Here is a 12,390-nt window from a genome sequence, read left to right on the forward strand (position 1 = left end):
CTTCTCTTCTTTAGTATAAATTGTGTCAAAAATATTTTGCTCGTTTTTTTAAGATTAAAAAAATCCAAAGCAATATAGAAATTACTTAGGATTGTATTATATATTAAGAATTTAAGGCATTTATAATGTCTGTAATTTTTTTAGCAGCAATTGAGCCATCACTTGCAGCAGTTACAATTTGTCTAATATCTTTTGTACGAATGTCACCAGCAGCGAATAAACCTTTAATATTTGTTTCCATAGTTTCATCGGTTAAAATAAAACCATTTTTATCAAAAATATCTAAGTGTTTTGCAAAATCTGCCTTTGGTTCCATTCCGATATATGGGAAAAATGAAGCGATACTTAAAGTTTGTTCATTACCATTTTGATCAACAATAACTGCAGTTTCAAGTTGCTCTTCACCATTTAATTCTTTGATTTGTGAATTACGGTAAACGTGGACATTATGTAATTTTAATAAGTCATCAACAAGGTGTTTTTCTGCAGTAAATTCAGAATCTTTAATGACAATATGAACTTCTGAAGCGATACTTGATAAATATACGGATTCTTCAACTGCTGAATTACCTGCTCCTAAAACTAATGTAGGAAATCCTTTATAAAGCGGACCATCACAAATCGCACAAAATGAAACACCTCTATTTAGGAATTGTTCTACATTTTTAATAAAGTAAGGAACACGGTTAATCATACCTGTAGCAATTAATACTGTTTTAGTGTAAAGTTTTTCGCCTGAAGCTAACTCTACTTCAAAGTTATATTCTCCTAAATGATTAATTTTAACTACTTCACCATACTTATATTGAGCACCATATAATTTTGCGTGTTCAAAGAAGTTGGTAGCTAATTTTCAACCTTCAATCATTTCGGTTCCGATTCAATTTTCAACTTTATTAGTTGTGGTTAATTTACCACCAGGAGCTCCTTTTTCAACAAAAGTAACGCTAATATTTGCACGAGAAGCATATAAAGCAGCGTTTAATCCTGCTGGTCCACCGCCAATTATTAATAAATCAATTTGATTGTTCATATTATTTTCTTTCTAATGTTTTTAATTTTAATCAATTGTATTTTCAAGATGTAACAGCAACGTGTGCTTGGTAAAATTCAGGATTTGCATATTCATATCTACGTGTTCAAGGTTTTTTAGGTGTACTTGTTAACACATATTTTACTTTTCCTAGGAATTGGTAGTAAGCAATTACTAACATTCCGACGATTGTGAATAATACAGCTACGTATTTATACACATCATAACTTTCTTCTCTTAATGGTTCCATGCTTAAACGTAAAATACCATATCAAGCAAAGTATAGTCCAGCAGCGACACCTGGTTTTGTAAGGTTAAGATAATTAATAACTCAAACAATTAAGATATATCCAATAAAGTTAGCAATTCCTTCGTATAAGAATAATGGATAACGGTATGCTCCAGCAAGTCCTAAACGAGTTGATACTTCGTCTGAAATATACATTTGGTTAGCAAAAGTATGTCCAAAAATGATGCTTGATTGTCCTGATCAATCTATTTTTCCATAAACTTCGTGGTTTGAGAAGTTTCCTCAACGTCCGACAACTTGTCCGATTAAAACAGCAGGAATAATTAAACTTGCTGCTTTACGAATGTCGATAACACGACGTTTAGTGTAAGCATAAAGTAAATCACAAATAGCGGCAAGAATAACCCCATATTGGATACTTAATCCACCTTCTCATATGGCTCACCATCTGGTTAACTGATTACCTGCGATTGCTTGTTCAATAATGAAACCTAAACGAGCTCCAATCATTGAACTAGGTACTGTAATAATGATTAATGTTAAAAGAATTTCCATTGGGTATTTTTCACGTCTTCAAAAATACACGATAGTTAAGATTGAACACACAAATCCAAGAAGCATACATAATGAATAAACATTCATTGTTCAGCTTCCGATGTGGAATAATACAGTTTGTGTTCCAGCTTGAATTGGATGTTCTGGAATATAACTTGGAGTATTAATCGTCATTGTCTTCCTCACTTTCTGCGTTTCTACGCTGTTCGATTAAATCTAAAATGTTAACATTATCCCTTCAAGCAAGATAAGCACTAACAGCCGCTTCGATTAAGCTGGCTGCTGAACCACCTTCTTTGATTGGCACTTTAATCTTACGAATATATCTTCCAAAGATATGATATTTTAAAATTTGTGTTCCTAAACGGTCTAAATCATTTTGTTGTTCTTGACGTACAAGTTCCACAACTAAATCAATCATGGCTGATTTTGCAATTGCTTTAATTCCGTATGTATATTTAATGTCAATTAAACCAATTCCACGTACTTCAAGTAAGTTTTGAGTTAGTTTAGGTGCTCGACCAACAAATATGCTTCCGCTATCCTTTATTAAAACAGCATCATCAGCAATTAATTGGTGTCCTTTTTGCACAAGCTCTAATGCAGCTTCGGATTTACCAACTCCACTAGCTCCAGTGATTAAAACTCCAGTACCACCAACAAGTACTAAAGTTCCATGCACCTGTGTTTCTTCAGCGAAGAAATCATTAAGGTAATTACCAATAGCGGTTGAAATTACTGATGAACTAGTAGTTGTTAAAGCAACAGGAATATTGTATTTATTAGCAACTTGAAGTATTCAACTTAATGCAGGTTTAGAAACCCCTTTAGATAGAATAACTAATGGTGGTTTTTGTTGAAAAACATATTCTAAGGCTTCTAAAGCACGAACTTTACCAATTTGAAAAAATCACATTGATTCACTAGTACCTCAAGAAATAACATTTAAATTAATTCTATCTGCACGAATTTTTTCACTTAATTCAAGTCCAACACGCTTAATTGCTGGTTCATAAATGTTATTAAATTGAAGTTCAGGATTATCTGCGTTAATAATGTTTAAATCAAAAAACTTAATAACTTTTTTGACATTAATTTCTTTATGACTTTTATTAGACATTTTACTCCTTATTATAATTTAGTCTAATTATATATATTTATTAGAGATATATCGTGCTTATAATACCTTTTTAAGGTATTCTGCTGTATATCCTTTTCCAAGGCTTGCGACTTCTTCTGGTGTTCCTTTTGCAACAACTTGTCCACCATTTATTCCACCATCAGGTCCTAAGTCAATAATATAGTCTGCTGATTTAATAATATCTAAGTTATGTTCGATTACTAATACGGTGTCTCCATTATCTACGATACGGTTTAAAATGTTTAATAATTTTTGAACATCATGAACGTGTAAACCAGTGGTTGGCTCATCTAAAACATAAATAGTCTTACCAGTTGCTTTCTTTTGTAAGTAAGTTGCTAATTTAACACGTTGAGCTTCACCACCACTTAAGGTTGTAGACATTTGGCCCAGTTGAATATATCCTAAACCAACATCGTTTAAAATTTGCAATTTTTCGACAATTTTAGATTTATTTTCGAAAAATTGTAAAGCTTCTTCAACAGTCATTTCAAGTACATCTGCGATTGACTTTTTATGATATTTAATTTCTAGCGTTTCACGATTATATCTTTTTCCTTCACATTCATCACATGGTACGAATACATCGGGTAAAAAGTGCATTTCAACTTTTAAATATCCATCACCTGAACATTTTTCGCATCTACCACTAGGGACATTAAAACTAAAGCGACTTTTTGTATATCCTCGAGCACGGGCTTCGTAAATGTTTGCAAAAATATCACGAATATCATCAAATACTCCAGTATATGTTGCTGGGTTGCTTCTTGGTGTACGACCAATTGGACTTTGACTAACTGGAATTACCTTGTCTATTTCATTTAATCCTTGAATTGAATGGAAATTAGCTCTTTTACGTTCTAATCCTTCAGTAATTCCAAGCATTTGTTGAATACCTGAAACGAGAATATCGTTAACTAAGGTGCTTTTTCCGCTTCCTGATACACCAGTGACTGCAACGAATTTACCTAAAGGAATTTCAACATTAATGTTTTTTAAATTATTTTCTTTTGCGCCTTTAATTAAGATGTTAACACCCTTACCTGCTCTTCGTGTTGTAGGAACTGGTATTTTTCATTCACCACTTAAATATTTACCTGTAATTGATTTAGGTTCTTTTGCGATATCATCAACCGTACCAGCAGCAACAACTTCACCACCATGCACTCCTGCAAGAGGCCCGATGTCTACGATATAGTCGGCAGCAAACATTGTATCCTCATCATGTTCTACGACGATTAAAGTATTACCCAAATCAACCATTTTCTTTAATGTTTCGATTAATCGAGTGTTATCTTTTTGGTGTAATCCAATAGAAGGTTCATCTAAAACATAAAGTACACCTGATAAATTAGAACCTATTTGCGTTGCTAAACGGATTCTTTGTGCTTCACCACCACTTAATGTTTCTGCATTTCTATCTAATGATAAATAATCTAATCCAACATTTTTTAAGAAAGTAAGTCGATCAATAATTTCCTTTGTAATTAAATTAGAAATTTGTTTTTCGTTTTCAGTGAAATTTTGAACTAAATTTTGAGTAATTGTTAATGATTCGCCAATAGACTTTTGAATGTATTCGTAAATATTCATTCCTGCTATTTTAACCGCTAATGCTTCAGGTTTTAATCGTGAACCTTTACATACTGAACAAGCTGTAGAACCTATATATTTTTTATAATACTCTCTACGCATTTCACTAGTTGTTTCATAATACAAACGTTCGATTTTACTTACAATACCTTCGATTTCAGATGTTTTACGTGATTTTACACCGTTATCTGAAATTAAAACGTGATCAATTGGTTCATCCGAACCATATTTTAAGATTTCAATTTGTTTTTTGGTTAAGTCTTCAATTGGTGTATTAATATCAATATTATAGTGATTTAAAAGAGCTGCAAATTTTTGTCATTCTAAATTAGTTGTATTAACTGTATTCTCAAAATACTTAATAGCACCATCGGCAATTGAGCGTCATTTTTCAGGTACGATTAAGTCAAAATCTGCGTGGTTTTCTATTCCTAATCCCTTACATTGTGGACACATTCCTTGTGGAGAGTTAAAAGAGAATAATCTTGTCTCAATTTTAGGTAAATTAAAATCCTTATAAATACATGAATGATTTTTTGAAAATTGTTTGACTTCACTTGTTTCTAAGTTTTCAATATTTACTAATCCATCTGATAATTCACTAGCTATATCAATAGCTTGAACAATTCTAGTAGTGTTTTCTTCTTTTACAACTACACGATCGACAACTAAATCAATATTGTGACGTACATTTTTATCTAATGTAATTTCATCATCTAAACTGTAGATAGTTCCGTCAATTCTTGCACGAATATATCCTTCACTTTTGATTTTTTCTAATAAATTACCGTGTGTTCCTTTTTGATTTTCAATTAAAGGTGCATAAATAGTTAATTTAGTTCCTTCAGGACATTCAAAAATACTTCTTAAAATATCATTAGTTGTTTGAGATGTAATTTCGATATTGTGGTTTGGACAATAAGCTTTTCCTAAACGTGCATATAGTAATCTAAAATAATCATATAGTTCAGTAACTGTTCCGACTGTTGAACGTGGGTTGTTGTGTACTGTCTTTTGTTCAATACTAATCGCTGGACTTAATCCATCAATTTTGTCAACATTTGGCTTTTTTGTACCACCTAGAAACATTCTGGCATATGAGCTCAATGAATCTACATATCGTCTACGCCCTTCTTCGTAGATGGTGTTAAAAGCTAAAGAACTTTTACCGCTTCCACTAAGACCTGTAAAAACAATTAATTTATTTTTAGGAATAGTTAATGAAATGTTTTTTAGGTTATTTTCTCTAGCTCCTTGAATTGTTAAAAATTCACTATTTTTAGACATAATTCTCCTATTCTGGCAGATCACATCCACTAACTGGTTCAAAGTTAAAACTAGTTTTTAATACTTTTGTTTTATTAGCATCGCTAAATAAATCTCAAGTAGTAACAAGATTCTCTATATCTTGTGCTTTACCTTTTAATTTTAAGAAAGTGAAAATTTCTTTCATTTCAGAAATTACTTGTTCTTCATTGTTGTTTGTTAAATATTTTTTAACATTATTGAATTTTTCTGTAATTTCATTTTCTCTTCAAATATCAATGTTAAAAAGAGCTTTTGCTAAATATAAAGCAAATTTATCTAAAACTTTTGAATATGTTCTATTTGTTTCGAAGTGATTAATTAAAAGTTCATTTCTAAGTTCTTCAGTTCATTCGATACGATCAGATAATTTTAGTAATTTAATAAATGCTTGATGAATTGAATATACATCAATAGTAAATGATTTAATATCATCTTGATTTTTAATAATTTCTTCTGTTGTGTAAAACATTATTGCTCCTTTTGTAATTCTAATAATAAGTCACGAAGTTCGATTGCTCTTTCATAATCGAGTTCTTTGGCTGCTTGATTCATTTGCTCTTTAAGCTCTTTAATTAGAATTTCTTTTGATTTTTTAGTTTCTTTTTTCTGAATGTTTTTACCTGATTGTGATTTATCAAGTAATAATTGGACCGCATTCATAATATCGTGACCATGAATTGGTTCGCTAATAGGTTTGATAATTGTCTTTGGTGTAATATTATGTTTTTTATTATATGCTATTTGTAATTTACGTTTTTTAGCATTGTCTTCAATACATTCTTGCATACTTTTTGTAATTTTATCTGCGTATAAAATTGCTTGTCCGTTTGCATTACGAGCCGCACGTCCGACAATCTGAATTAAACTGCGTGAATTACGCATAAAACTTTCTTTGTCAGCATCTAAAACAATTACTTTAGATACTTCAGGTAAATCAATACCTTCACGAAGTAAGTTAATACCTACAACTACTTCGTACGTTCCTAAACGCAATTTACGTAAAATTTCATTTCTCACAAAGGTATTATGTTCAGAGTGAATATAAGCTGCTTTAATTCCTTTTTCAATTAGATAAGTAGAAAGCTCTTCAGCCATTCTTTTAGTTACTGTTAAAATGATTGTTCTTTCATTATTTTCTCTTTGTTTGATTAAAGTATCATAAATATCTTCGACTTGGTTTTTAGTTGGTTTAATAATAATTTCAGGATCAATTAAACCTGTTGGTCTGACATATAATGGAATAATTTCTGGAGTTCGTTCTAGCTCATAATCACCAGGTGTTGCTGAAATGTAAACCTTTTTAAATTTAAATTCTGTTTCTCACTCATTAAATTGTAAAGGTCTATTTTCCAAGGCACTAGGTAATCTAAAACCGTAATTTACTAATGATTCTTTTCGCGAACGATCACCTTTATACATTCCATTTAATTGTGGTACAAACATATGAGATTCATCAATAAACATTAACGAGTCTTTTGGAAAGAAATCTAAAATTGTGAAAGGGCGTTCTCCAAAAGTACGACGATCAAGGTACATTGAATAATTCTCAATCCCTTTACATTGGCCAAATTCTAGCATATCGTCAATATCATTTTTAACACGTTGATTAAGCCTTGTAGCTTCAAGTATCTTTCCTTCTTTTGTAAAATAAGAAACCTGTTTATCTAATTCATCAAGAATTAAAGGTGTAATTTCTTGATAAATACTTGTGCTTGTAGCGTATTCGGAACCAGGCGATAAAACATATATATTGACTTTTTCTAAAACGTTTTTAGTTAATGGATCAATAATTGCAATTTCCTCAATTTCATCTCCAAAAAAACTAATACGAACAGCTTTATCTTCACTATCAGCAGGTTGGACAATAACTAAATCACCTTTTACGGTAAAAGTACCAGGTTTTAATTCCATATCATTTCTAACATATTGAATATTTAATAATTCATAAGTAAACTTACTAATCGAAATAGGTTGCCCAATAAAAAAGCGATAAAAAGCATCTTTATATATTTCAGGATTTAGTGCACCATAAATAGCACTAACTGAAGCTACAACAATAACATCCTTACGATTAATAAGTGAGTTTAATGCACTTAAACGTAAAATTTCAATTTGCTCATTTGTTTTTGAATCTTTTTCAATATATGTATCTGTGTTAGGCAAATAAGCTTCTGGTCTAAAATAATCAAAATAACTTATAAAATATTCAACAGCATTTTCTGGGAAAAACGATTTTAATTCGCTATAGAGTTGACTTGCTAGGGTTTTATTATGTGATAGTACAATAGTTGGCCTATTAAATTCTTTAATTACGTTAGCAATTGTGAATGTTTTACCGCTACCAGTAACACCTAAAAGAACTTGTTCGTCAATTCCATCTTCGATATTTTTAACCATTTTAGCAATTGCTTCTGGCTGATCACCAGTTGGTTGGTAATCAGCTTTTAACTTAAATAAACCCATTATTTTACCTCGCTTAAAATGTTAAAACGTAAATTATGAATGTTTTCTGCTTTTATAATGTTTTGTATAAAATCTAAAACATTAAAATAAAAAAATTCAATGTTGTATTGTCATTTTGTAAATTGGCACATATAAATTGCATCTTGATGAATTTGTGGTGCAACGAAAAAAGCGTACTTTTCTGTAATGCTGTTTTTATTTATTTCTGCTAAGTGTCTAGTTATAGAAGGAATTTCATAAATTGCTTGGCTTTTATTTTTGATTAAAGTTACTTCCGTCAAGATTAATGAACTTGAATCGAATATTTCAATATCAGATTGATTACCACTTGCGTGATTGATTGGAATTCCTTGGTCATCGATAATATAATTAGGATTTACTTCTAATGTAGGAAATTTCTTTTTAAGTATTATTGCAATTAAAAATTCAAACCTTACTGGTCCATTAATCATTTTTAAAATTTCATCTTTAGAAGGTTTATTAAGTATTAGATTGTTTATTTCATCAATTATTTTTGAATATGGATATATATTTGCAAAATTTAACAAAGAAATTTGTTTAATATTTTGAATATTTATAGATTCTGAAATTTCTAAATTGCGAGTTTTCACAATGTTTTTATCTACTTCAGACATATAACAGATGTAATCGGATTCATCTTTAAATTTTTTTATTTGGGAATAATTTTTTATAACATATTCAATATCGTTTTTTCTTAGTGAGTTTAAATTAATATATCTTCCGTTACCACGCAATGTAAATAGTCCTGTAATTCTTAATTTTCTAATTAAATCATCAACGCCTTCTTTTAATAATTGAGATAATTTAAATCGTTTTTCATTTTTACTATTTAAAAAATTTAAACACAATTCATATAATATTTCATCTGTTGGTGTGTTGGAATATTGCTTTCTTAAATCTAAAATGAAATTTCCAAATTCCTCATAATTATCGTTTTGTCAGCATAAAATGAGACTAATTTCTTTTTTAGAAAGACCTGCAAATTCGTTTATTTTTTGTTCTAAATATTTTAGGACTTGAACAGTAAAAATAAGTGGCTTATAATTTTGTGAAGTAACTCGAAATGGGTTTTGTGTTTGATACTTCATTAATGCGTTTAGATAAATATCGTTATCATTGATTTTGTTTTCTAAATTAGTGGATGAAAGTAGAAGTCATCCTGTAGGAGTGATTTCTAGCTTTCGATTCATTTCATAATTTATAAAACCAAATTCTTTAATTAATTTATATCAAGTATCAAACCTACTTGGCCAACCTTTCTCGAAACATTTTTCTTTATGATTTTGTGGACTATTTGTAATTATTTCATTTAGTTGTTCATTAGTAAAAGTTTTGTTTTCGTCTTTTAAAACGTTAAATAATTCGGTATTTTCTAATATATATTTCGTTTTGTATACTTTGTTTTTTATTACTTCCTTTACTATTTGAACAATAGTTTCATTATTCAAGAAAAGACCATTAAATGGTTGCAAACACTTTAAAAAATCGATAATTCGTTCTGGATTTCTTAATGTTGTTGAAAAGGATAATGCTTTAACTTTATTTTTCATAATTTGTTATATAAACCTCACGTAAATTTGGCTTTAGCTTATTATTGAATCTGCTAATGTAATTGCTTTTAATTTCGTAAACATTATATTTAGTCATTCAATTCAGTAAAATTTGATTTTCTTTTCCTTTATGATGTGTAATGTTAGAAATACCGAATTTTACTCCTACTGAATTTAAGTAATCTAAATATTTGTATAATTCTCGTTCTTTGTTTTCATTTCATAATTTGTTATATTCACTAAATGAAATCAAATATGGAGGATCTAAATAAATAAAATCATTATTATTGAATTTTTGATTTTTTAAGAATTTTAAGTAATCTTTGTTTTCAAACGTAACATTGTGTGCACTCATAAATTTAATATATTCATCCAATGCCTGATACACATTCTTATTAAAATCTACATTTCCGACAGGTAAATTAAATTGTTGTGAGTTGTTGAAACGAATCATATGATTAAAACCAAAGATTAATAATAAATAAAGCAATTCAATCTTGTTTTGATTTTTATTAAAATCAGTTCTTAATTTCAGGTATGCTTCTTTGTTATATTTTGCAAAATAAGTTTTAGGAAATTGTTTTTTCAATTCTCATGGAATTTCTGTGTTAAGTAAAAATGATGAACTTAATTTATAATGAATTATTAATTTTTCTATCTGCTTAATCAGTTTTGAAAAATCATCTTTATAACTTGATAAAAACTTATGTAATTTAATAATGTTTGTGTCAATATCGTTAACTATGTATTTTTTTGCATTAACATTTAAAAAACTACTTCCGCCACCGACAAACGGTTCATAGTAATTATTTATTTCTTTTGGAAAAAGTTCAACTAATTGACTCATTAATTTATATTTATCACCAACGTAAAATAAAGGAGATCTTTTAATTTTCATTATTATTAACCTTTGTTATAAATAAAAATTCACGGTGGTTTGAAAAATCAGTTTTTCCTGAATTAAAAAATGAGTGTTCTTTTTCTAAATACTTAGTTTCGCCAATAGAATTCAATGAATTGAGAATTTGCTCAAAGGAAATTTTATTTTTTGATGTCTTACTTTTTGGATTGTAAGTGTTGTTATATGTTACGACTATATATTTACAATTTAGCGATTTAACTAAATTATCAAACACTTGAGGAGCTTTTGCACGAGAATAATCGCTCATTTTTTCAGGTTTCGGTTTTTTAGCTGTTCCGAATAATTCTGGTTTTTTTCACTCAACTAAATTATCCAAAACGTGATAGAAACGAGAATATTGTCTGGAGTTGTAAGGTGGATCGAGAAAGACAATATCTACTGCAACTTCTTTTGCTAACTCATTAGCATCTTCTTGTGTAATTTTTATTTTTGCTGGAAAATCTTTAATAGGATTAATCAACAAAAAGTTGAACTGGTTATCTTTTAAATCTTTTTTGTGGTAAGACTCGTAGTGACCTACGGTGTTTGCGATCCGATCTGCTGAATAAATTAATGAAGATAATAAAATAGATTTTTCTTTTTTGTTAATTTTATGTTCTATAAATAATTGCTCAATTCTTTCACGTATTTCACCGATTTTCTTTGCGTCGTTATTTCCAAAATACGAGTTAGCAAAATTTAAATTAAAATAATTATCTTTAAGTTGTTTTGGCTGTAATTTACTAAATTCTATTGCTAATTCATAAATTAAATTTTGGTTGTATGGTTCTTGAGAAAGAAAACCATTATAAATTACGTTGTTTGAGCTTAAGAAGTCATTAATATGAACTTCTTTATAATAATTAGATGCTCTTCTAGCGACTACCCCTGTACCAGCAAATAAATCTAAAAATGTTTCACCTTCTGTATTGGATTGAATTTCTTCAAAAATTCAATCTAATAACTTGTTTTTATTACCTATATATCTTCTGTTTTCTAAATTAAATTTATTCATAGTTACTCACAATCACTTGTAATGCATTCGATAATATCGGATAAATCACATTCAAGTGCTTTACATATACGTAATAATATATCGGTGGTTACATTTTTGTTATTAACAAGTTTATATAAGGTGGTTTTTGAGATTTTGGCTTTTTCCATAAATTCTTTTTTGCTCATATCTTTATCAATTAATAGTTTTCAAAGTGGTTTGTAACTAAAATTCATTTTTAACTCCTATAAGAATTATAAAGTTTTTGTTAAGATGTTAAAAGTTTTTTATCGCAAACTAAAAAAACAATAAAAAATGCACGAGAACCGTGCAGAAAATTTATTACGCAGCAGCTTTTTCAGCTCTTCTTTGATCTCTTGCTTGTTCTTTAGCAAGTTTTTTAGCTCTTTTTTCTGCACGTAATTTGTTTTTAAGTCTAACTACTTTACGCATATAAGTTCCTCTTCTATTTTTATGATTTTTAAAATAATTAAAATTAACTATCTTTGTTATTTTTTAATTTTACTATAAATTTAATTTTCAAACATAGATAAAAATAAAAAGTTTTTTATAAGTTTTGT

Annotated in this window: 10 protein-coding genes; all 10 read right to left on the reverse strand. The window is 28.9% G+C overall.

The features are described from left to right. Positions 1-103: 103 nt before the first annotated feature. Genes ACPYPZ_RS00265 through ACPYPZ_RS00310 form a run of 10 tightly spaced genes read right to left on the reverse strand, consistent with a single transcriptional unit; the run spans position 104 to position 12,045 of the window. The gene (locus ACPYPZ_RS00265; RefSeq protein WP_426461335.1) at positions 104-1,033 is read right to left on the reverse strand and encodes an NAD(P)/FAD-dependent oxidoreductase; all 930 of its coding nucleotides are present in this window, start codon (positions 1,031-1,033) and stop codon (positions 104-106) included. 1 nt (position 1,034) lies between these two features. Further along, on the reverse strand, positions 1,035-2,012 hold the full coding sequence (gene lgt / locus ACPYPZ_RS00270; RefSeq protein ID WP_426461336.1) for a prolipoprotein diacylglyceryl transferase: 978 nt from the start codon (positions 2,010-2,012) through the stop codon (positions 1,035-1,037). Next, positions 2,002-2,958 carry an HPr(Ser) kinase/phosphatase gene (gene hprK / locus ACPYPZ_RS00275; RefSeq protein ID WP_426461337.1) on the reverse strand — a complete coding sequence of 319 codons (957 nt, stop codon included), beginning with the start codon at positions 2,956-2,958 and terminating at the stop codon, positions 2,002-2,004. Before hprK ends, lgt begins: the two co-directional genes overlap by 11 nt. 57 nt (positions 2,959-3,015) lie before the next feature. Next, positions 3,016-5,859, reverse strand: coding sequence for an excinuclease ABC subunit UvrA (gene uvrA / locus ACPYPZ_RS00280; RefSeq protein WP_426461338.1), 2,844 nt, complete (start codon positions 5,857-5,859; stop codon positions 3,016-3,018). 7 nt (positions 5,860-5,866) lie between these two features. Continuing rightward, entirely contained in the window at positions 5,867-6,349 is a 483-nt protein-coding gene (locus ACPYPZ_RS00285) for a hypothetical protein (RefSeq protein WP_426461339.1), read from the reverse strand. Beyond that, positions 6,349-8,343: an excinuclease ABC subunit UvrB gene (uvrB, locus tag ACPYPZ_RS00290; RefSeq protein WP_426461340.1), complete on the reverse strand. Its 1,995-nt coding sequence runs from the start codon at positions 8,341-8,343 to the stop codon at positions 6,349-6,351. The genes ACPYPZ_RS00285 and uvrB overlap by 1 nt, the downstream gene beginning before the upstream one ends. Beyond that, positions 8,343-9,914 carry an AlwI family type II restriction endonuclease gene (locus ACPYPZ_RS00295; protein ID WP_426461341.1) on the reverse strand — a complete coding sequence of 524 codons (1,572 nt, stop codon included), beginning with the start codon at positions 9,912-9,914 and terminating at the stop codon, positions 8,343-8,345. The genes uvrB and ACPYPZ_RS00295 overlap by 1 nt, the downstream gene beginning before the upstream one ends. Next, on the reverse strand, positions 9,904-10,812 hold the full coding sequence (locus ACPYPZ_RS00300; RefSeq protein ID WP_426461342.1) for a DNA adenine methylase: 909 nt from the start codon (positions 10,810-10,812) through the stop codon (positions 9,904-9,906). Before ACPYPZ_RS00300 ends, ACPYPZ_RS00295 begins: the two co-directional genes overlap by 11 nt. Then, the gene (locus tag ACPYPZ_RS00305) at positions 10,802-11,830 is read right to left on the reverse strand and encodes a DNA adenine methylase (RefSeq protein ID WP_426461343.1); all 1,029 of its coding nucleotides are present in this window, start codon (positions 11,828-11,830) and stop codon (positions 10,802-10,804) included. The genes ACPYPZ_RS00300 and ACPYPZ_RS00305 overlap by 11 nt, the downstream gene beginning before the upstream one ends. A 2-nt stretch (positions 11,831-11,832) precedes the next feature. Further along, positions 11,833-12,045 (reverse strand): helix-turn-helix domain-containing protein, encoded by a 213-nt coding sequence (locus ACPYPZ_RS00310; protein ID WP_426461344.1) that lies wholly within the window; start codon positions 12,043-12,045, stop codon positions 11,833-11,835. Positions 12,046-12,390 lie beyond the last annotated feature (345 nt).

It is taken from the genome of Mycoplasma hafezii (assembly GCF_049942695.1).
In the GTDB taxonomy this organism is placed as follows: Bacteria; Bacillota_I; Bacilli_A; order Mycoplasmatales; family Metamycoplasmataceae; genus Mycoplasmopsis; species Mycoplasmopsis hafezii.